General features: G+C 71.3%; 17 protein-coding genes and 2 tRNA genes. 9 read left to right on the top strand and 10 right to left on the bottom strand.

Annotated features, from left to right (window positions below; genetic code table 11):
- Positions 1–61: 61 nt before the first annotated feature.
- Positions 62–2806: a pyruvate dehydrogenase (acetyl-transferring), homodimeric type gene (gene aceE, locus AC54T1_RS05850; RefSeq protein ID WP_496911359.1), complete on the top strand. Its 2745-nt coding sequence runs from the start codon at positions 62–64 to the stop codon at positions 2804–2806.
- A 94-nt stretch (positions 2807–2900) separates the two neighbouring features.
- Here the strand turns inward: aceE and AC54T1_RS05845 are convergent, their stop codons facing one another.
- Positions 2901–3557 (bottom strand): hypothetical protein, encoded by a 657-nt coding sequence (locus tag AC54T1_RS05845; RefSeq protein WP_484344732.1) that lies wholly within the window; start codon positions 3555–3557, stop codon positions 2901–2903.
- A gap of 155 nt (positions 3558–3712) precedes the next feature.
- Between AC54T1_RS05845 and AC54T1_RS05840 the strand changes: the two genes are divergently transcribed.
- From AC54T1_RS05840 to AC54T1_RS05820, 5 genes are all read left to right on the top strand, one after another.
- Positions 3713–4906 (top strand): PucR family transcriptional regulator, encoded by a 1194-nt coding sequence (locus tag AC54T1_RS05840; RefSeq protein WP_496911358.1) that lies wholly within the window; start codon positions 3713–3715, stop codon positions 4904–4906.
- 95 nt (positions 4907–5001) lie between these two features.
- Positions 5002–6003, top strand: a complete 1002-nt coding sequence (locus tag AC54T1_RS05835) for an ACP S-malonyltransferase (RefSeq protein WP_496911357.1) — start codon at positions 5002–5004, stop codon at positions 6001–6003.
- A complete protein-coding gene (locus AC54T1_RS05830; RefSeq protein WP_484344735.1) occupies positions 6000–7004 on the top strand; it encodes a beta-ketoacyl-ACP synthase III in 1005 nt (334 codons plus the stop codon). The genes AC54T1_RS05835 and AC54T1_RS05830 overlap by 4 nt, the downstream gene beginning before the upstream one ends.
- A gap of 53 nt (positions 7005–7057) precedes the next feature.
- The gene (locus AC54T1_RS05825) at positions 7058–7306 is read left to right on the top strand and encodes an acyl carrier protein (protein WP_484344736.1); all 249 of its coding nucleotides are present in this window, start codon (positions 7058–7060) and stop codon (positions 7304–7306) included.
- Between the two features lie 115 nt (positions 7307–7421).
- Positions 7422–8666 (top strand): beta-ketoacyl-[acyl-carrier-protein] synthase family protein, encoded by a 1245-nt coding sequence (locus AC54T1_RS05820; protein ID WP_484344737.1) that lies wholly within the window; start codon positions 7422–7424, stop codon positions 8664–8666.
- Between the two features lie 132 nt (positions 8667–8798).
- On the opposite strand, the gene AC54T1_RS05815 is transcribed toward AC54T1_RS05820, so the two are convergent.
- The 5 genes from AC54T1_RS05815 to AC54T1_RS05795 form a co-directional block, all read right to left on the bottom strand.
- Positions 8799–9299 carry a DUF3145 domain-containing protein gene (locus tag AC54T1_RS05815; RefSeq protein ID WP_484344738.1) on the bottom strand — a complete coding sequence of 167 codons (501 nt, stop codon included), beginning with the start codon at positions 9297–9299 and terminating at the stop codon, positions 8799–8801.
- Positions 9300–9428: 129 nt separating this feature from the next.
- Positions 9429–9917 (bottom strand): peptide deformylase, encoded by a 489-nt coding sequence (def, locus tag AC54T1_RS05810; protein ID WP_496911356.1) that lies wholly within the window; start codon positions 9915–9917, stop codon positions 9429–9431.
- A gap of 96 nt (positions 9918–10013) precedes the next feature.
- On the bottom strand, positions 10014–10832 hold the full coding sequence (locus AC54T1_RS05805) for a DUF1206 domain-containing protein (protein ID WP_496911355.1): 819 nt from the start codon (positions 10830–10832) through the stop codon (positions 10014–10016).
- Positions 10829–11392: a type 1 glutamine amidotransferase domain-containing protein gene (locus tag AC54T1_RS05800; RefSeq protein ID WP_496911354.1), complete on the bottom strand. Its 564-nt coding sequence runs from the start codon at positions 11390–11392 to the stop codon at positions 10829–10831. The genes AC54T1_RS05805 and AC54T1_RS05800 overlap by 4 nt, the downstream gene beginning before the upstream one ends.
- Positions 11393–11476: 84 nt before the next feature.
- Positions 11477–12586, bottom strand: a complete 1110-nt coding sequence (locus AC54T1_RS05795) for a saccharopine dehydrogenase family protein (RefSeq protein ID WP_496911353.1) — start codon at positions 12584–12586, stop codon at positions 11477–11479.
- A gap of 112 nt (positions 12587–12698) precedes the next feature.
- Between AC54T1_RS05795 and AC54T1_RS05790 the strand changes: the two genes are divergently transcribed.
- The 3 genes from AC54T1_RS05790 (at position 12699) to AC54T1_RS05780 (ending at position 13428) form a co-directional block, all read left to right on the top strand.
- Positions 12699–12775 (top strand) — tRNA-Ile (locus tag AC54T1_RS05790).
- A 39-nt stretch (positions 12776–12814) separates the two neighbouring features.
- Positions 12815–13339 (top strand): hypothetical protein, encoded by a 525-nt coding sequence (locus AC54T1_RS05785; RefSeq protein ID WP_496911352.1) that lies wholly within the window; start codon positions 12815–12817, stop codon positions 13337–13339.
- 16 nt (positions 13340–13355) lie between these two features.
- Positions 13356–13428 (top strand) — tRNA-Asn (locus tag AC54T1_RS05780).
- A gap of 60 nt (positions 13429–13488) precedes the next feature.
- Here the strand turns inward: AC54T1_RS05780 and AC54T1_RS05775 are convergent.
- The 4 genes from AC54T1_RS05775 to AC54T1_RS05760 form a co-directional block, all read right to left on the bottom strand.
- Positions 13489–15282 carry an ABC transporter ATP-binding protein gene (locus tag AC54T1_RS05775; protein ID WP_496911351.1) on the bottom strand — a complete coding sequence of 598 codons (1794 nt, stop codon included), beginning with the start codon at positions 15280–15282 and terminating at the stop codon, positions 13489–13491.
- On the bottom strand, positions 15279–17189 hold the full coding sequence (locus tag AC54T1_RS05770) for an ABC transporter ATP-binding protein (protein WP_496911350.1): 1911 nt from the start codon (positions 17187–17189) through the stop codon (positions 15279–15281). Before AC54T1_RS05770 ends, AC54T1_RS05775 begins: the two co-directional genes overlap by 4 nt.
- 66 nt (positions 17190–17255) lie before the next feature.
- Positions 17256–19208 carry a DNA primase gene (gene dnaG, locus AC54T1_RS05765; RefSeq protein WP_484344746.1) on the bottom strand — a complete coding sequence of 651 codons (1953 nt, stop codon included), beginning with the start codon at positions 19206–19208 and terminating at the stop codon, positions 17256–17258.
- A gap of 78 nt (positions 19209–19286) precedes the next feature.
- Entirely contained in the window at positions 19287–20588 is a 1302-nt protein-coding gene (locus AC54T1_RS05760; RefSeq protein ID WP_484344747.1) for a deoxyguanosinetriphosphate triphosphohydrolase, read from the bottom strand.
- Between the last annotated feature and the right edge of the window lie 38 nt (positions 20589–20626).

Below are 20626 nucleotides of genomic sequence, written 5' to 3'. Positions count from 1 at the left end.
GTTGACGCGAGCGATGGGGCACACGGCCCCGCAATGCTCTGGACACGATGTGAGGTTGCTGGTGGCTAAGCACGACGAGACGCGACCGCTGATCAATGGTCTGTTGAGCCAGGTCCCTGATATCGACCCCTCGGAGACCGGTGAGTGGGTCGAGTCCCTCGACGGCCTGATCGACGACCGCGGCGGACCCCGCGCCCGCTACATCTTGCTCAACCTGCTCAAGCGGGCACGGGAGCGCAACGTCGCGATCCCGACGTCCATCAACACCCCGTACGTGAACACCATCGGTGTGCACGAGGAGCCCTACTTCCCGGGCGACGAGGTCATGGAGCGCCGGTACCGCAGCTGGAACCGGTGGAACGCGGCCGTCATGGTGACGCGCGCCCAGCGCCCGGAGATCAGCGTCGGCGGGCACATCTCGTCCTACGCCTCCGTCGCGACCCTCTACGAGGTGGGCCTCAACCACTTCTTCCGCGGCAAGGACCACCCCGGCGGCGGCGACCAGATCTACTTCCAGGGCCACGCCTCCCCCGGGGTGTACTCCCGCGCGTTCCTCGAGGGCCGCCTCACCGCGGACCAGCTCGACGGCTTCCGCCAGGAGCACTCCCACGCCGGCGGTGGGCTGCCGTCCTACCCGCACCCCCGCCAGATGCCGGACTTCTGGGAGTTCCCGACCGTCTCCATGGGCCTCGGCCCGGCGAGCGCGATCTACCAGGCGTGGACCAACCGCTACCTGCACAACAACGGGATCAAGGACACGAGCCAGCAGAACGTCTGGGCGTTCCTCGGTGACGGCGAGATGGACGAGCCCGAGAGCCGCGGCATGCTCCAGCTCGCCGCTCAGCAGAAGCTCGACAACCTCAACTTCGTCGTCAACTGCAACCTCCAGCGCCTCGACGGACCCGTCCGCGGCAACGGCAAGATCATCCAGGAGCTCGAGGCGTTCTTCCGCGGTGCGGGCTGGAACGTCATCAAGGTCATCTGGGGCCGCGAGTGGGACGTCCTGCTCAACGCCGACAAGGACCGCGCCCTGGTCAACCTCATGAACATCACGCCCGACGGCGACTACCAGACGTACAAGGCCAACGACGGCGCGTTCGTCCGCGAGCACTTCTTCGGCCGTGACCCCCGGACCAAGCAGCTCGTCGAGAAGATGACCGACGACGAGATCTGGGCCCTCAAGCGTGGCGGCCACGACTACCGCAAGCTCTACGCGGCATACGCCTCGGCCGTCGCCCACACGGGCCAGCCGACCGTCATCCTCGCGCACACGATCAAGGGCTACGGTCTCGGTTCGGGCTTCGCCGGCCGCAACTCCACGCACCAGATGAAGAAGCTCAAGGCGGACGACCTCAAGGGTCTGCGTGACGCGCTGAACATCCCCATCACGGACGCCGAGCTCGAGGCCGACCCCTACGCGCCGCCGTACTACCACCCCGGTGCCGACGCCCCCGAGATCCAGTACATGCTCGAGCGCCGCCGCCAGCTCGGTGGCTTCGTCCCCGAGCGCCGTTCCACGTCGACGGCGGTCACGCTCCCGGACGAGAAGATCTACGACGTCCTCAAGAAGGGCTCCGGGCAGCAGGAGGTCGCCACGACGATGGCGTTCGTCCGCCTGCTCAAGGACCTCATCAAGGACAAGGAGTTCGGCAAGCGCATCGTCCCGATCATCCCGGACGAGGCGCGCACCTTCGGGCTCGACTCGATCTTCCCGTCCGCGAAGATCTTCAACACCCAGGGCCAGAACTACCTCGCGGTGGACCGTGAGCTCATGCTCTCCTACAAGGAGTCCGAGTCCGGCCAGATCATGCACACGGGCATCAACGAGGCCGGCTCGGCCGCAGCCTTCCAGTCCGTGGGCACCTCGTACGCCACGCAGGGCGAGGTGATGGTCCCGTTCTACATCTTCTACTCGATGTTCGGCTTCCAGCGCACCGGGGACCAGTTCTGGGCGGCGGGTGACCAGCTCACCCGCGGGTTCATCATCGGCGCGACCGCAGGTCGCACGACGCTCACCGGTGAGGGGCTGCAGCACGCTGACGGCCACTCCCCGCTCCTCGCGGGCACGAACGCCGCCGTCGTCCAGTACGACGCGGCGTACGGGTACGAGATCCGCCACATCGTCCGTGACGGCATGCAGCGCATGTACGGCGAGACCGAGTCCCGCGACCAGAACGTCATGTACTACCTCACGGTGTACAACGAGCCGATGATCCAGCCGGCGGAGCCGGAGGACGTCGACGTCGACGGGATCCTGCGCGGCATCCACAAGATCGCCACCGCTGACGGCGACGGGCCTCGCGCCCAGATCCTCGCGTCCGGCGTCGGTGTCCCGTGGGCGCTCGAGGCCAAGGAGCTGCTCGCCAACGACTGGGGCGTGCAGGCCGACGTCTGGTCCGTGACGAGCTGGAACGAGCTGCGCCGCGACGGTCTCGCCGCCGAGCAGCACAACTTCCTCAACCCGTCGGCCGAGCCCCGCGAGGCGTACCTCACGACGAAGCTCCGCGACGCCCAGGGTCCGTTCGTCGCGACGAGCGACTTCGACCACCTCGTCCCTGACCAGGTGCGTCAGTGGGTGCCGGGCGACTACGCGGTTCTCGGGGCGGACGGGTTCGGGTTCTCCGACACGCGCGCGGCCGCTCGCCGCTACTTCAAGATCGACGGCCCGTCCGTCGTCGTGCGGACCCTGCAGCAGCTCGCGAAGCGGGGCGAGGTCCCCGCGGACGCTCCGGCCCGCGCCATCGAGCAGTACCGCCTGCACGACGTCAACGCCGGGACGTCCGGCACCGCGGGCGGCGACTCCTGACGCCCGTCTGACGCGAACGACCGAGGCCCGGTCCCTGGCAACAGGGACCGGGCCTCGGTCGTTGGTGCTCCGGACGTCAGGGTCCGGGCCGGGATCAGGTCCCCGCGGGGTGCTGCTCGGCCTGTGCGATCTCGCGCTCCAGGCCCGCGCGGATCTTCGCGACGGCACTCTTGTCCGGGTGGTACGACAGCGCGTCGAGGTGCTGCCGGGCATCGAGGATCCGGTCCGCCTCGAGAGCGGCCCGCACGACCTGCTCCCCCACCTCGGGCGTGTGCTCGCGCGCCCGCCAGTGACCGACACCCAGGCCGAGGGCCTCGACAGGCAGGCCCGCCTCGCGGAGCGTGGCGATGCCCTCGGTCAGCGCCTGGCCGGACGGGTCACGGTCCGCCGCCGTGGCGAGCCGGCGGATCGCGGCATCCTGGTCGTCGTGGAGCGACAACCGCGCGAGCTCGATGAGCGGGTACCACGCGCGCGGATTCCCCGCGAGCTCCTCACCGAGTGCCCAGGCAGCGAGGTCGGCGGCGCGCTGCTTCTCGTGGTCGTCGGACGGCGCTGCGAGCGGGTCGTCCACCTGCGACCCCTCGGACGCACGGCGCCGGACGACCTCGGAGAGGGCTTGGAACGCGCGGATGTTGTTCGGGTCGTCCACGAGCATCGCGCGCAGCGCGTCCTCGTGGAGAGTGTCGCCGCGGCGGTCGCCTCGCGTGGGACGGCGCGCGCCGATGGTCGACGCCGAAGTGGATCGGCGCATGAGCTGACGGAGTCTGGGCATGAGTGCCATGAGCCGACGATAGCCGTTCTGCCACGGTTGCACCGCCTCGATGACCGGGATGTGCATTCCGACACATTCGCGCATGCCACCGTGTTCTTGTGTGGACTCGACAAACGCCGGTCTACTCTAAGCGGATGGTTCCAGCTGTGAAGAAGGCGTCCGCGGGAGCAGGCCCGGTGCCGGGGACGGCCGCGAACATCCAGCGCGTGCGCGACGGCAGCGGGCTGCTCACCGCCGCGGCGCTCCGCCGGCTCGACGACGAGCTGCCGTGGTACCGCGCGCTCGCCGCAGACGACCGGTCCTGGGTCGGGCTCGTCGCACAGTCCGGCATCACCGCCTTCGCCACCTGGTACGCGAACCCGAACGTCCCGCCGCACGGCGTCGGCGAGATCTTCGCCGCCGCACCACCGGACCTCACGCGATCCATCTCCTTGCAGCACACCCTCCAGCTCGTGCGCATCGTCGTCGAGGTGGTGGAGAGCCACAGCGACCAGCTGGCCGTGCCGGGTGGGGAACGAGACCTCCGCGAGGCGGTCCTGCGCTACTCGCGGGAGGTGGCGTTCTCCGCAGCGGAGGTCTACGCGCGCGCCGCCGAGGTCCGCGGCGCGTGGGACGCGCGCCTCGAGGCGCTCGTCGTGGACGCGATCGTGCGTGGTGATCACGACAACTCGTTGCGCTCACGGGTCTCGGCGCTCGGCTGGAGCGGGCGCGGGAGCCTCCTCGTCATGGTGGGGACGACCCCCACGGCACTCGACGAGGTCCGTGCCGCCGACCTGCGGCGTGCCACCCGGCGCGCCGTCGACGACGCTCTCGTCGGCATCCAGGGGGACCGCATCGTCCTCGTCCTGGGGGGCGAGGGCGACCTCTTCGCGGCCGCGAACGCCCTCCTTCCGCGGTTCGGCCCGGGCCCCGTGATCATCGGACCCGCGATGGAGAGCCTCGACGACGCATCCCGTTCAGCAGCGGCAGCGCTCGCCGGGCTCACCGCCGCACCTGCATGGCCCCACGCCCCGCGTCCCGTCCTGGCCGACGAGCTCCTCCCCGAGCGCGTGCTCATCGGAGACGCGGAAGCGCGCCGGACGCTCGTCAAGCAGGCCTACCTCCCCCTGTCGCAGGCGAACGGCTCGGTCCTCGAGACGCTCTCGGCGTACCTCGGCACGGGACGGTCGCTCGAGGCAGCGGCGCGCGACCTCTACGTCCACCCCAACACCGTCCGCTACCGTCTACGGAAGGTTGCCGAGCTGACGGGCTGGGACCCCATGGACGCCCGCGAGTCGTTCGTCCTGCAGGTCGCGCTCGCCGTCGGGCGGCTCCCGGCTGAACGCTAGGCCACTCCACCTTGTAGGTTGCTCACAATCCTCGCCCGGATTTCCGTGCGCGTCGTGACGGCCCTCACCCCCACAGGATCGGGCAGAGTTATACCGTGCTTGCCGTCGTATGCCCTGGACAGGGCTCCCAGTCCCCCGGAATGCTCGCGCCCTGGCTCGAGCTGCCCTCCGTCGCCGACCAGCTCGGCAGCTTCTCTGACGCCGCCGGAATCGACCTCGCGGCCCATGGCACGACGAGCGACGCCGACACGATTCGTGACACGTCGGTGGCGCAGCCCCTCATCGTCTCGGCAGCACTCGTGTCCCTCCGCGCGATCCTCGGCGCGGGAGACGCACCCGCCGTCGTCGACGTCACCGCGGGGCACTCCGTCGGTGAGTTCGCCGCGGCCGCTGTCGCCGGCGTGTTCGACGACGCCGGCGCCGTCGGTCTCGTCCGTGTGCGCGCAGAGCTCATGGCTGCGGCGGCGGCCGCGACCCCGACGGGGATGAGCGCCGTGGTCGGCGGAGACCCGGCAGAGGTGCTCGCCGCGATCGACACGGCGGGCCTGTACGCCGCGAACGTCAACAGCGCCGGCCAGGTCGTCGCCGCAGGTTCGCCCGAGGGGCTCGCGAACCTCGCGGCGAACCCGCCCGCGAAGGCACGCGTCATCCCGCTGCAGGTCGCCGGTGCGTTCCACACCCCGTTCATGGAGGCAGCCGTCGAGGCGTTCGGCCCCGTCGCCGCGGACTGGTCCGCCCAGGACCCGCGGACGACGTTCCTGTCCAACGCCGACGGCCAGGCGTACGCGACCATCACGGGGGACGGATCGACCCACGGGACAGCGGCCAGCGTCCTCGAGCGCCTCACCGAGCAGATCGTCGCTCCCGTGCGCTGGGACCTGTGCCAGGAGCAGCTTCTCGCGCTCGGCGTCACCGGCCTCCTCGAGCTCGCACCGGGCGGTGTCCTCACCGGTCTGGCCCGGCGTTCGTTGCCCGGGGTCGAGACCCTGGCGGTGAAGACCCCGGCAGACATCGCCGCGGCCCAGGATCTCGTCGCCAGGCACAGCACATCCACCCAGGCCCAGGCCGCGACGACGTCGGGATCGACCCCCCAGTGACCGTTCAGCTCAAGCAGTCCACCGGCCCCCAGTTCTCGCGGATCCTCGGCATCGGTGCGGAGCGCGGTGCGAACGTCGTGACGAACGACGACATCGCGGGCCCCATCGACTCGTCGGACGAGTGGATCCGCCAGCGCACCGGCATCATCACGCGCCGGCGCGCCGGTGCCGACACCGACGTCCTCGACCTGTCGGTCGCCGCCGCGGAGCGCGCGCTCGCGGCAGCCGGCCTCACGGGCGCGGACATCGACGCGGTCATCCTGTCGACCGTCACGTACTTCCACCAGACGCCGTCCGCCGCGGCCATCGTCGCCGACCGCATCGGGGCATCCCCTGCTGCGGCCTTCGACATCTCAGCGGCGTGCGCCGGCTACACGTACGGGATCGGTCAGGCGGACGCCCTCGTGCGTTCCGGGACCGCCCGGCACGTGCTCGTCATCGGCGCCGAGAAGATGAGCGACTTCATCGATCCGACCGACCGGTCCATCTCCTTCCTCCTCGGCGACGGCGCCGGCGCAGCGGTCGTCGGCCCGTCCGACTTCCCCGGCATCGGCCCCACCGTCTGGGGCTCGGACGGTTCGAAGGCGCAGACGATCCGCCAGACGCACTCCTGGAGCGACCTGCGGCAGAACCCGGAGCTCGGGTGGCCGACGCTGCGTCAGGAGGGCCAGCCGGTGTTCAAGTGGGCGAGCTTCCAGATGCCTGTCGTCGCCCAGGCAGCGCTCGATGCCGCCGGGGTCACCGCCGACGAGCTCCAGGTGTTCATCCCGCACCAGGCGAACATGCGCATCATCGACCAGTTCATCAAGCAGCTCAAGCTGCCGGAGAGCGTCGTCGTCGGACGCGACATCGCTGACACGGGCAACACGTCCGCCGCGTCGATCCCGCTCGCCGCGGAGCGTCTGCTCCGCGAGGGCGCCGCGAAGTCCGGTGACATCGCCCTGCAGATCGGCTTCGGCGCAGGGCTCGTCTACGCGGCCCAGGTCGTCGTCCTCCCCTAACCTTTCCTCTCGTTCCACTCGTCACATCAGCTCACCCACACAAGGAGAACCCCATGGCTCACACCACCGAAGACGTCCTCGCAGGTCTCGCCGAGATCGTCGCCGAGGAGACCGGCCTCCCGGCCGACTCCGTCACGTCGGAGAAGTCGTTCACGGACGACCTCGACATCGACTCGCTGTCGATGATGACGATCGTCACGCACGCCGAGGACAAGTTCGGCGTCACCATCCCCGACGACGAGGTCAAGAACCTCACGACCGTGGGCGACGCCGTCACGTTCATCACGGGCGCGCAGGCCTGATCCTCGCCTGACGCCGCCACGGCCGACGCCCGTCCCGTACGGGCGTCGGCCGGCACCGGGCCGCAGGTCACCCCCGCCGCCCCGCACCTCACCCGACACGCCCCAGGAGACCTGCATGAGCACCCATCGCGACGTCGTCGTCACCGGCCTCGGCGCCACCACTCCGCTCGGCGGGGACGTGGCCTCCACATGGAACGCTGCCCTGGCCGGCGAGTCGGGCGCACGCACCCTCGACAACGACTGGGCTGAGCAGTACGGCATCGCCGTGAACTTCGCCGCGTCCATCAAGGTCGCGCCCTCCGAGGTGCTCACCCGACCCGAGACCAAGCGGATGGACCCCTCCGCGCAGTACGCCGTCATCGCTGCGCGCGAGGCATGGGCCGACGCGGGTTCGCCCGAGATGGACGGCGACCGCCTCGGTACGGTCGTCTCGTCGGGCATCGGGGGCATCTGGACCACGCTCGAAGCGTGGGACACCCTCAAGGAGAAGGGCGCCCGCCGCATCCTCCCCATGACCGTCCCCATGCTCATGCCCAACTCGCCCACGGCCTACGTGTCGCTCGAGTTCGGAGCACGCGCCGGGGCGCACGCTCTCGTCTCGGCATGCGCGTCCGGGGCCGAGGCCATCGCGTACGGCGTCGAGATGATCCGATCGGGACGGGCCGACGTGGTCATCGCCGGCGGTACCGAGGCCACGATCCACCCGATGCCGATCTCGGCATTTGCTGCCTCACGGACACTGTCCCTGCGCAACGACGACCCCGCGGGAGCCTCCCGGCCCTACGACGTCGACCGTGACGGCTTCGTCATCGGCGAGGGGGCGGCCGTGGTCGTCCTCGAGGCTGCCGACCACGCCGCCGCGCGTGGCGCCCGGGTGCACGGCCGTATCGCCGGCATCGGGCTCACCGCCGACGGCTACCACATCACGTCGCCCGAGCCGTCCGGCGCGGGCCAGGTGCGCGCGATGCGCGCCGCTCTCGAAGACTCCGGCACGACGACGGCCGACGTCGTGCACGTCAACGCCCACGCGACGTCGACCATCGTCGGTGACCTCATCGAGGCCCGCTCGGTCAGTGCCGTCCTGGGCAGCGATGCCGACCGCGTCGCGCTCTCTGCCACGAAGTCCATGACCGGCCACCTCCTGGGCGGCGCGGGGGCTCTGGAGACGATCTTCTCCGTCCTGGCCGTGCGCGACCGTCAGGCACCTCCGACGATCAACGTCGAGACGCCCGACCCGGAGCTCACGCTCGACCTCGTCCGCGAGACCCCGCGTGCCCTGCCTGCGGGTGACATCGTCGCGATCAACAACTCGTTCGGGTTCGGTGGGCACAACGTCGCTCTCGTGGTCGCCAGCGCCTGACGGCTCGGATCCACGCAGCTCCAGCACGGTGCCTGCCGCACCACGCGGGGCATGACGACGGGGCGGACCTCGATGAGGTCCGCCCCGTCGTCATGGGAGGGAGTTGTCGGCCGCTGGCGGGTCTCGATGCACCTACCCGACGCGGTGGAGCCACCGCACGGGAGCGCCAGCGCCGGCGTAACGGAACGGCTCGAGCTCGTCGTCCCAGGCCTGACCGAGGGCCAGGTCGAGCTCCTGACGCATGCGACGCGGGTCCTGTGCGTGCTCGAGGGCGGCACGGATGCGGTCCTCCGGCACGACGATGTTGCCGTGCACGTCGGTGGCTGCGTGGAAGAGGCCGAGGTGTGGCGTGTGGCTCCAGCGTGAGCCGTCGGTGCCGTGGCTCGCCTCTTCTGTCACCTCGTAGCGCAGGTGGCTCCACCCGCGCAGGGAGGACGCGAGGCGCGCGCCGGTGCCCTGGGGGCCGAGCCACGAGAGCTCAGCCCGCAGGAGTCCGGGCGCGGCAGGCTGCTCGGACCACTCGAACGTCACCGGCCCGCCCAGGACGTTGCCGGCAGCCCACTCCAGATGTGGGCAGAGCGCTCGTGGAACCGAGTGCACAAAAAGTACGCCGCGTGTGCTCGTACCAGCCATGGTGTCCCTCCCAGGGTTGAGATTCGTCTTCCCCAACGAACCTCTGGACCGGGACGAGCATGTCAGTACAGCGCACGGGTGCTTCCGTGGGTCACATCATGCCGGACGATCGTCCGGATGGCGAACGGCTCAGAGCGACTCGCGCAGCTCGCGCATCGCCTTCTTGCGGACCGCCCGCTCGAGCCGGTCGAGGTAGAGGTGCCCGTCGAGGTGGTCCACCTCGTGCTGGAGGCACCGCGCCATGAGCTCCGTCCCCTCGACCACGACCTTCTTGCCGTCGAGGTCGGTCCCCTCGACGCGCGCGTACCAGGCACGTTTCGTCGGGTACCACAGGCCGGGCACGGAGAGGCACCCCTCGTCGCCGTCCTGGTACTCGTCCTCCGAGAGCTCGACGATCCGCGGGTTGAGGACGTACCCGATCTCGTCGTCGATGTTCCACGAGAACGCTCGCAGGCTGACGCCGATCTGGTTGGCGGCGAGGCCGGCGCGGCCGTCGTGGTCGACGGTCTCGAGCAGGTCCGCGACGAGACCCCGGACCCGGTCGTCGATCACCGTGATCTCGTCGCACGGGGTGCGCAGGACGGGGTCGGGGATGACGCGGATCTCTCTCATAGCCATGCCGTCATTCTTTCACGAGGGCGAGCGCAGCCCGGCACCCGCGTGCGCTCGCGCCGGGTGGCGTGCGTCGCAGCCGCCAGGGCTGCGACCCACCGCTCACATGCGTGCGTAGCGGGCGCGCGCGAACGAGTAGACGCCGTACGCGACGAACCCGAGACCGACGAGGGTCAGGAGGATCTTGCCGAACGGCGCCTCGGCGAGGGACCGCAGCGCCGCGTCGAGCCCCGATGCCTTCTCGGGGTCGGCGGTCACGGCGCCGACGACGAACAGCGCGCCCATGATGAGCAGAGCAGCGCCCTTGGCGGCGTAGCCGATGGTGCCCGCGAGGACGACGCCACGGCCCAGCTGCCCGCCGGGTCCGGCACCGAGATCCTCCTCGAACTTCTTCGTCACGCCCTTGTACACGTGGTAGCCGCCGACGGCCGCGATCCCGAGCCCCACTGCCGCCACGAGCATCTTGCCGCCGGTGGACGTGAGGAGCTCAGCGGTCAGAGCGCCGCTGCCACCGCCCCCACCCGATCCTGTGACGACCGAGGCCGTGAGACCGGCCAACGCGAGATAAGCCACGGCCTTGCCCGCCGACTTCGCCCGCTCGGCGGTGTCCGAGGCGTCGCGCCGCGCCGGCGGACCCGCCACGGCTCCGGTGATCTGCACGATCGCCAGCGCGACGAGGGCCACGACCGCGAACCACAGGAACGCGGGCCCCCAGGACGTCTCGTTGATCTCGGCGAGAGCTCCGGTCTGGTCCGCGCTCCCGCCTGCGTCGGAGGACGTGAGTGCGATCCGCACGGCGATCCATCCGATGACCAGGTGGAGCGCGCCGCTCGCGACGTAGCCCCCGCGGGCGAGGGTCCGCAGGTGGGGCGAGCGCGTCGCCCCGGCCGTCGCGGACCTCGCTCCGCCCCGTGCGCTCACGCGGCGTCCCCGGTGAGCGCAGCGGTGATGGCCCCGACGAAGGCGGGCAGGTCGTCGGGGGTCCGTGAGGTGATGAGCAGCCAGCCGTCGGAGTCGTCGCGCACGACCTCCTCGTCGAGCCAGCTGCCCCCGGCGTTCTGCACGTCCGTCCGGAGGCTGGGGAACGAGGTGAGGGTCTTGCCGCGGACAAGGTCCGCCTCGACGAGCAGCCACGGTGCGTGGCAGACGGCGGCAACCGGTCGCCCCGAACGCGTGAACTCTCGCACGAGCGCGAGAGCCGTCGGGTGGGTGCGGAGCGTGTCGGCGTTGATGGTCCCGCCGGGCACGACGAGCACGTCGTAGTCCGCTGCCGACACGTCGCCGAGGGCGACGTCCGGGTCGACGGTGGGGCCGTCCTCGTCGTCGTTCACGAGCGTCCGGACGGGCGCCTTCTCGGCTGCGGCGACGGTCACGGCGGCACCGGCGTCCCGCAGCGCCGTGAGGGGGGTGAGCAGCTCGTCACGCTCGACGCCCGCGTTGGTGACGATGATCAGGGCACGCTTGCCGGAGAGCTCAGCCACGGTCGGGCTCCTTCTGCTCGGTGTGGGGACGGGCTATACCGTGGCACGGCCCGGGTGGACGTGCCACCGCGGCAGCACATCGCGTCACTGGGGGTAGATGCCTGCGCCCGCTGCGCCGTCGAGGAGGGCATCGAGGCCGAACGCCTCCACGGGCCCCAGGGCACCGGCGCCCCGCACGCCCTGGTCCGCGGCCCGCAGCGCTCCCCAGGCGAGGAGGTCAGCGGTGAGACCGTACGCCTCGGGGCCGTCGAGCCGTGCCGTCCCCAGGAGCGTGCCGTAGTCGTCGAACGCCTCGGCGACGACCTGGGTACGCACGTGCGCCACCTGCTCAGGCGTCGGACCGGCCGGGAGCCGGTCGACGAGGGCGGCTCCGAGACGGGAGACGCCGCCCGGGGTGCCAGGAAGCCTCGCGAGCAGGCCGGTCACGGGCGCCAGCCTCTGCACCGCGACGGACATCGGACCGAACCACCCGAGGTAGACGTCGACATCCTTGAGCGTGGGGCACGACCGCGGGAGGGTCAGCTGTTCGGTGCCGCCCACGTTGAAGGCGGGCCGGGCTCTGCCGTCGACCATGAACCGGCGCAGCCGTGTCGCGGTGCGCTCCGGGACGAGCTGCCCGTCGTGGAACCGGTAGGCCGGTTCCCGTCCGGCGCCGAGCATCGATCGCGCCGTCCCACGGCTCATGGCGTGGCGGTTCGCTCCGGTCATGAAGTACCCGACCCGCAACCGGGTCACGGGCCGAGGCGCGTCGGCGGCGGCCCGCAGGGCAAGCACGCCGGCCAGGTTCCCCGGCACCCAGTCGCTGCCGAACGCTGTGAGCAGTGCCGCGCCGGTGCCTTCGGCCTGGGGGCCGAACCTCGTGAAGACCTCGCGGATGAAGGGCGCCTCGCCGGTCGAGTCGAGGTAGGTGGCACCTGCCTGCACGGCGGCGGCGACCACGGGAGCGCCGAGCTGCTGGAACGGGCCCACGGTGCTGACCACGACGTCGCCCGGACGGATGAGGCGCGCCAACGAGGCCTCGTCGGTGACGTCCACCTGCGCGGTCTCGAGTCCGCCGAGCTCTGCTGCGAGGCGGGCGAGCCGGCCGGGATCGCGACCAGCGAGCAACGGTCGGCCCCCACGGTCGACGAGAGCGCGCGCCGTGCGCCCGCCCGTGTATCCGGTGGCGCCCAGCAGGACGATCCGCGCAGTCATCACTACCTCCGGTCTGCCGCGGCACAGATGCCACGACACAGGCCATCCTCCCGCTCGAGGAGCGGGTCGGCATCAGGGCCGTCGTTGCGATCCGGGCTAGGATCCTCACCGCGCCCCGTTAGCTCAGTTGGTCAGAGCACCCGACTCATAATCGGCTGGTCGCCGGTTCAAGCCCGGCACGGGGCACCACGCACCGCTTCACCCGCGCTCGCGGGCTACGGTGGGCGGATGGCTCTGTTCACACGCAAGGACGTGCTGCCCACCTCCGTCCGCGGGTCGCTGAACCTCGCGCACGGCGACGCTGTCCTCGGGCAGGCGCCGCTCGTCGACGGCCAGTGGGCCGTCGCGACGCTTCAGCGCCTCCTCGTGTCGAGCGCCTCAGGCACGACGGGCCTCGACCGCGCCTGGTACGACGTCGACCGGGCACGGTGGGACCCGGACTCCACGACGCTCACGGTGCACTGGGTCGACGGGTCGCGCCCGACGGCGCTGTCCGTCGCGACGAAGCGCACCGCGTTCCTGCGGGCGTTCCGCGAGCGCGTGCAGGCGTCCATCCTTCTCACGGAGACGGTGTCCCTCCCCCGCGGCTCCACGGCACGCGTCGCGGTACGCCGCACACCCGACGACGAGCTGTTCGTCCAGGTGGTCGCGGACGAAGGAGCGGACCTCGGCTCGCCCGACTCGGCAGCCCTCGTCCGACGCGTCGTCGCCCGGCTGGCAGCTGCGTCCGGAGCACCGGCGGGAGCCTGCTAGAGTTTTCTTCGGTCGATCCCGCGTAGCTCAGTTGGCAGAGCATCCGACTGTTAATCGGACGGTCACTGGTTCGAGTCCAGTCGCGGGAGCCCACACAGAAGGCCCCTGACCTGCAGAGATGCGGGTCAGGGGCCTTCTGTTTCCGTGCCTCAGCGGTAGGCGGACGCCTGCAGGGTGAACAGCTCCGAGTAGATGCCGCCGCGCGCGAGCAGCTCGGCGTGGGTTCCCGTCTCCGCGATCCCACCCTCGTCGACGACGACGATGAGGTCTGCCATCCGCACGGTGGAGAAGCGGTGCGAGACGAGCAGTGTCACCGCTCCCGTCACCTCGGCCACCCGGCGCGAGCTCTCCGCATACCGCGTGAAGAGGTCGTGCTCCGCCTCCGCGTCGAGTGCGGACGTCGGCTCGTCGAGGACGAGCAGCAACGGGCGCTCACGCATCATCGCCCGGCCGAGGGCCAGCTTCTGCCACTGCCCGCCCGAGAGCTGTGTGCCCTCCGAGTGACTGTTCCCGAGCGGTGTGTCGAGGCCGTCGTCGAGCCGTTCGAGGATGCTCGTGGCACTCGCCCGGTCGAGGGCCCCGAGCACGGCGTCGTCCGAGTCGACGTGCGGGAGGTCTCCGAGGCCCACGTTCTGACGTGCGACGAGCTCGAACCGGGAGAAGTCCTGGAAGCCCGCCGCGATCCGCTCCCGCCAGGACTCGGTGTCGATGGACCGCAGGTCGGTGCCGTCGACGAGCACGGCACCGGACGTCACGTCGTAGAAGCGGCACAGGAGCTTGACGAGGGTCGTCTTGCCCGCGCCGTTCTCCCCCACGATCGCGACGGTCGACCCGGCGGGCAGGTGGAGGTTCGCCCGCGTGAGCACCGGGCGGTCCGTCCCCGGGTACGTGAACGACACGTCGGCGAAGGTGATGCCCTGCTCCAGGCGGGTCGGTGCGCTCGTCGGCGTCGTGCCGTCCTTTGGCGCGCGGGGCGCGACGAGGGCGCGGAGCCAGTCGAGCGTCACGAGCGACCGGGCACTGCGCTGGAGCTGCTGGAGGATGGTCACGGCCGACGTCACCTGGGCGTTGACCTGGGCGGCGAGCGTGATCACGAGGACGACGTCCCCCACCGTGTGCTCACCGGCGACGGCGTCGCGCACCACGAGGATGGTCGCAGCGACGTACGCGACGGCGAACACGAGCTGGCCCATGACCCGCAGTCCGCTCGCGCGCATCTCCCCCCGCCAGAGCAGGGCCGTGGCGGTCTCCCAGGAGAGCTTCTGACGTTCCCGCACCTCGGGGCCGAGACCGCAGACCCGCAGCTCTTTCGCCGGGCCAGGGTCGGTCGCGAGCCCGAAGAGGTGCCGTGCTCGTCGGTTCTCGAGGGCCGCCGCCTCTCGCGCCGCCGCCGCGACGGACTCCGCCCGCTTGCCGAGCAGGAGGGGCGGAACCGCTGCCAGCGGGAGCGCGAGGAGCCAGGGGTTGAGACCTGCGAGCAGCACGGCGGTGATGACCACCGCGATGGCGAGGCCGATGCTCGACAGCAGGGCCTGCATCGATCCCCAGCCCGAGCGGTGCAGCTCCGTGCGCAGGACCTGGAGCTTGTCGGCGTAGTCCGGGCGCTCGTGGTGCTCGAGCCCGGGCGAGCCGTTCGTCACGTCGATGAGGTCCCGCTCGAGCCGCAGCACGGCCAGGTCCCCGAGCTCGAAGTAGAAGATGTGCGCGAAGTGGCCGGCGGTCAGGGCCGCGATGACGAGCGCCGCCACCGCGACGGCGTAGGCCGTCGCACTGCTGGCGTCGCCCGAGACGGCGGCGTCGGTGAGCCCTCCGAGCGCGGGCGCAGCGAGGGGCAGTGCCACGGACTGCAGCAGCATGAGGACGAGCGCGACGACGAACCGTCGCGGGTCCGTGCGGTACGCCAGGCGCATCAGGGCGCCCACGCCCTTGAGGGTGTCGATCATGATGCTCCTCCGTCGGTCGGTGCGGCGCTGGCGACGAGGTCGTCGGGGTCGAGCGGCTCGGTGTCGCCGAACTGCTCGGCCTGGAGCCGGAAGAGTCCGGCATAGTGCCCGTCGAGCGCCATGAGCTCGTCGTGGCTGCCCTGCTCGACGAGCCGTCCCTCGTCGACGACGACGATGTGGTCGGCGCGCCGGACGCTGGAGAAGCGGTGCGAGATGAGCAGGGACGTCACCCCCCGCGTGAGGTCGACGAACTGGTCGAAGAACGCTGCCTCCGCACGCACGTCGAGCGCGGAGGTCGGCTCGTCGAGCACGAGGACCCGCGCTCCGCTCGCGAGGGCGTAGAGCGACCGGGCGATGGCGACCCGCTGCCACTGGCCGCCGGACAGGTCGGCGCCGTCCTCGTAGGCCCGCGCGAGCGGCGAGTCGATGCCCCGCGGCAGGCCGTCGAGGACGTCGAGGATCCCTGCCGCGTCAGCACTGGCACGGATGCGCTCGGTGCTCCGGGGCGCATACGCGGCGCCGAGCGCGATGTTGTCGGCGGCGGAGAGCTCGTAGCGGACGAAGTCCTGGAAGATCACGCTCACCTGTCGGCGCCACGCGTCGACGTCGAGCTCCGCGATGTCCGTCCCGTCCGAGGTGATGCGTCCTGACGTGGGCTCGTAGAGCCGCGTGAGGAGCTTGACGAGCGTCGTCTTCCCGGCACCGTTGACACCGACCACGGCCGTGCAGCGTCCGGCCGGCAGCTCGAGGTCCAGACCGTCGAGGACAGGTCTGCCCGACCCGGGGTACTGGAAGTCGACGCCCTCGAACCGGAGGGACGACTCCGGGCTGCGTGGTGGGACGGGGGCCGTCCCGGGCGCACGTCCCAGAGCGGCTGCCTCGCCCAGCCGCTCCTCGAACGTCGTCAGTGCGGTCATCGACAGCATCCCGTACTGGGTCGCGACGTCCGCCTCGGGGTAGTACTCCCCCAGGAGGAGCGCAGCCACCACGGCCTGCAGGCCGAGCGTCAGCCCGGTGAGGCTGATGTCCCCGGCAGCGGCGCCGCGGGCGAGCGTGACGATGACGAACGCACCCACCCCGAGCCCGATGACCGTGTAGAGGAAGTAGGGCCACAGGTACACGGTGCGCCGGCGTGCGGTCACGGGAGCGAGCATCGCCCGGCTCGCCTCGTCGTACCGGTCCCCGAACCACCCGGTGAGCCCGAAGACGCGCAGCTCCTTGGCGGCGGCCGGCCCCATCGCGACCTCGCGCAGGTAGAAGGACCTGCGTCGGTGCCCGACGACCGTCGCCCACACGCTGAAGTACTTCCGCAGCCCGCCGCGCTGCCCGTACCGGAACACCATCGTGGCTCCGACGAGCGCCAGCGCAGCCCAGCCGGAGGCGACGAGCGCAACGATGACGGCGTACCCCAGGAGCCGCACGTACCGCGCGACGAGCGCGAGGACGCCCGAGCACGCGGCACCGGGGGTCTGGAAGCTCGAGTCCATCTGGCGGCTCGCCTCACTCAGGGCGTCGAGCGTGCGCTGGTCCTCCATCGGGCCGATGCCGGTGGAGGACAGTGCGCCCGCGACGAAGCGATCGCGCAGACGACCGTCGACCCGCCGTTCGAGGGCCGCGCCCACCGCTGTCTGCAGCGGTGCGAGGACCTGCTGGAGGCAGAAGACGGCAGCGGTGAGGACGAACACCCACACGAGCTCGTCCCACGCCGCGCCGCCGACGCCCTCGGCGACGGCGCCAGGGACCTTCCCGACGACGACGCTCGTCCCGACGATGAAGGCTACGGGCGCCAGGCCGAGGAGGACGTTGAGGACGAGGAGAAGGGCCACGAGCCACAGCCCGCCGGTGGGCAGGAGCCGGGCGATGCGCAGGCGGGGAAGCAGGGCGGTGTCGATCCAGGTCCGGGTCACGGACGTGACCGTACCGCGATTCCCGTCCTGCGTATCCGTTTTTCTGGCGTCCTGGGACGACCTCCGCTATCCGGCGCCGTCACGCAGCTCTCGTCGCTCCGTCTCGAGGTGCAGGAGATCGGCGAACGCCTGCTGGTACGCCTCGGCGTCGGCGACCGGGTCGATCCGCTGGAGACGGCTCTTCGCGTCGCCGATCCGCCGGGTCATGCCGAGCTCGAGGAACGCTCGCACGACACCGCGGGCGTAGTCCTCGATGGCGCTCGGCCGATCCTCGGGCAGGGGCGCCACCGCCAGCTCGTTGACGAGCGCGACGACGGGCTCCGAGGCGGCCTCGGTGACGAGCCCCACCCATCCGGAGTCGGGGAGCGAGCTGGCGGCGCCCAGGCCGCCGGCGGCACGGACAGCCTCATGGACCGCGCGCCAGGCCGGGACGGTGAACGCGTCCCCGGGGAGCTGGTCGACCTTGTCGGCGGGTACGAGGTGCGGGTACTGGAGCAGCACCTCGAGGGTCTGGCGCTCGAGCCGCGCGATCGGGTCGTCCTGGCTCGCCCGGGTGTTCGCACTCCCGGCTGCGGAGCGCGCCGGCACCTGACCACGGTCGCCGGACGGTGACCCGGAACCCTGCCGCCCTGGTGCCCCTGCGGCGCCCTGGGCACCGCCCCGACCTGCGTCGTTGACGGCGCGACGCACGGTCTCGCCATCCATCCCGAGCCAGCCCGCGAGCATCCGCGCGTACTCCGGGCGCAGCGCGGTGTCCCGGATGCCGGCAACGATCGGCGCGGCCGATCGCAGGGCGGCCACGCGGCCCTCGGCGGTCTCGAGGTCGTGGGCGGCGAGGGTCGTGCGGATGACGAACTCGAAGAGCGGCTGGCGGCCCTCGACGAGCGCCTGGACGGCCTGCGGCCCGCGCGCCTGGCGCAGCTCGCACGGGTCCATGCCGCTCGGCTCGACGGCCACGAACGTCTGGGCGTAGAACTTCTGGTCCTCGCCGAACGCCCGCAGCGCGGCCTTCTGGCCCGCCGCGTCACCGTCGAAGGTGAAGATGATCTCCCCGCCGGAGGAACCGCCACCGGCGAGGCGTACCCCACCGCCCGCGCTCGTGTCCCCCACGAGCCTGCGCACGAAGCGCACGTGGTCAGGGCCGAACGCGGTACCGCAGGTCGCGACCGCTGTCGTCACGCCCGACAGGTGCGCCGCCATGACGTCCGTGTAGCCCTCGACGACGACGACCTGCTTGTTCTTGGCGATGTCCCGCTTCGCGAGGTCGATGCCATAGAGCACCTGCGACTTCTTGTACAGGGCGGTCTCGGGGGTGTTGAGGTACTTGGGCCCCTGGTCCTCGTCGTAGAGCTTGCGCGCGCCGAAGCCGATCGTCTCACCGGTGACGTCGCGGATCGGCCACATGAGGCGACCGCGGAAGCGGTCGTAGACGCCACGGCTCCCCTGGCTGACGAGGCCCGAGGCCATGAGCTCCGGCTCCGTGAACCCGCGACCCCGGAGGTGTCGCATGAGGTTGTCCCACCCGTTGGGTGCGTACCCCACACCGAAGTGCTCGGCGTCCGCGCGGTCGAAGCTGCGCTCGGCGAGGAACGTCCGGCCGACCGCCGCCTCGGGGGTCAGGAGCTGCTCCATGAAGTAGGCACCGGCTATGCGGTGAGCCTCGATGAGCCGCTGCCGCTTTCCGGGCTCCTCGGTCCGCCGCGGACCGTTGCCCTCCTCGTACCGCAGCTGGAGCCCGACACGGCTGGCGAGGTGCTCGACCGCCTCGGTGAAGCCGAGACCGTCGATCTTCTGCACGAAGGAGATGACGTCGCCGCCCTCGTTGCACCCGAAGCAGTGCCAGCGACCCACCTGGGGGCGCACGTGGAACGACGGGGAGCGCTCGTCGTGGAAGGGACACAGACCCTTCATCGAGCCGACACCCGCGGACCGCAGCGTCACCTGCTCGCCGACGATCTCCTCGATGCGCGCCTTCTCCCGGACCGCGTCCACGTCTTCGCGCTTGATGAGCCCTGCCACACCGTCGAGTCTAGGCTCCGCGGCCACCGGGGGCCGACGGCGCCCGACGCCCGCTCCGGCGAGGTCCGGGACGTGCGGTCACACGTACGTCGTCGACCGTCCCGGCTGGACGAGGCGCGCGTGCCAGTGCGCGGCACTGACGTCCGTGAGCGAGGCCACCTGGTCGATGACGACCCGCAGGCGCGCCGCGTCGTCCGCGGCCTCCTTCCAGTCGACGGCGAACGCCGGCTCGAGCGCCACGGGTGCCCGCTCGGCGATGGTCGTCACGAGGTCCGCGATGAGCTCGCGCTGCCTGATGTACAGGGGCTCGCCCTCGCGCGGCGCCATGATGTAGGCGACCGCGAGGCCCTTGAGCACGAGGATCTCAGCAAGGGTGTGGGCCGGCACGATGAGGGTGGCGGCGTACCGCGTGAGGGGGCCGTCGCCGTACTCCGCGCGGGTGGCCTCCTCCGCGGCCTTCGCGAACCGCCCGATGAGCTGGCTCGTCGTGTCCTTGAGGACCGCGAGCGCCCGCCGGGACCCGTCGAACCCGTGGAGGAGCAGCCCGGCGGCATCGAGCCGGTCGATGGCCGCCCGCAGACCGTCGGGCGAGACGAGGTGTCCGTACCAGGCCTCGACCGCGTCGATCACCCTCGCCCGCTCCTCGTCGGCCGCGAGCACCGCGAGGTCGAACCGGCCGCCGACGATGCCGTCCTCGACGTCGTGCACGGAGTAGGAGATGTCGTCCGCGAGGTCCATGACCTGGGCCTCGAGGCACTTCACACCGGCGGGTGCGCCCTCGCGCAGCCACTCGAACACCGGGAGGTCGTCGGTGTACACGCCGAACTTGTGCGTGGGCCGGCCGTCGAGACCGACCGGTCCCTGCTGGTACGCCCACGGGTACTTCACGGAGGCATCGAGACTGGCCCGGGTGAGGTTGAGGCCGGCTGCTGACCCGTCGGGGGCGAAGACCTTGCCCTCGAGCCGGGTGAGCAGGCGCAACGTCTGCGCGTTGCCCTCGAACCCCCCGATCGAGCTGGCGAGGTACGCGAGCGCACGCTCGCCGTTGTGCCCGAACGGCGGGTGCCCGAGGTCGTGCGCGAGGCACGCGGTGTCGACGACGTCCGGGTCGCACCCCAGTGCCTTGCCGAGCTCGCGGCCCACCTGGGCGACCTCGAGGGTATGGGTCAGCCGCGTCCGGATGAAGTCGTCGGACTCCGGACCGAGCACCTGGGTCTTCGCGCCGAGCCGGCGCAGGGCGGACGAGTGCACGATCCTCGCGCGGTCACGCTCGAAGGGCGTCCTGGCTTTGCTCTTCGGGGCCTCGCTGACCCAGCGTTGCCGGTCGGCGCTGGAGTAGCCGGTGCCGAGCGGGTCGACGGTCGTGTGTGGTGTGGGCACGGTCCAACCCTAGCCACACCCTGTGCGGCGCAGGAGCG

The sequence above is a fragment of the Sanguibacter sp. Z41_6 genome, from assembly GCF_059621145.1.
Note: the sequence above shows the minus strand (reverse complement) of the source record. Positions and strands in the feature narration are given on the sequence as shown.

Coding starts and splice junctions, on each gene's coding strand:
- AC54T1_RS05845 (WP_484344732.1), bottom strand. CDS start 3,557: ATGCGCCGATCCACTTCGGCGTCGACCATCGGCGCGCGCCGTCCCACG.
- AC54T1_RS05840 (WP_496911358.1), top strand. CDS start 3,713: ATGGTTCCAGCTGTGAAGAAGGCGTCCGCGGGAGCAGGCCCGGTGCCG.
- AC54T1_RS05825 (WP_484344736.1), top strand. CDS start 7,058: ATGGCTCACACCACCGAAGACGTCCTCGCAGGTCTCGCCGAGATCGTC.
- AC54T1_RS05820 (WP_484344737.1), top strand. CDS start 7,422: ATGAGCACCCATCGCGACGTCGTCGTCACCGGCCTCGGCGCCACCACT.
- AC54T1_RS05815 (WP_484344738.1), bottom strand. CDS start 9,299: ATGGCTGGTACGAGCACACGCGGCGTACTTTTTGTGCACTCGGTTCCA.
- def (WP_496911356.1), bottom strand. CDS start 9,917: ATGGCTATGAGAGAGATCCGCGTCATCCCCGACCCCGTCCTGCGCACC.
- AC54T1_RS05795 (WP_496911353.1), bottom strand. CDS start 12,586: ATGACTGCGCGGATCGTCCTGCTGGGCGCCACCGGATACACGGGCGGG.
- AC54T1_RS05785 (WP_496911352.1), top strand. CDS start 12,815: ATGGCTCTGTTCACACGCAAGGACGTGCTGCCCACCTCCGTCCGCGGG.
- AC54T1_RS05775 (WP_496911351.1), bottom strand. CDS start 15,282: ATGATCGACACCCTCAAGGGCGTGGGCGCCCTGATGCGCCTGGCGTAC.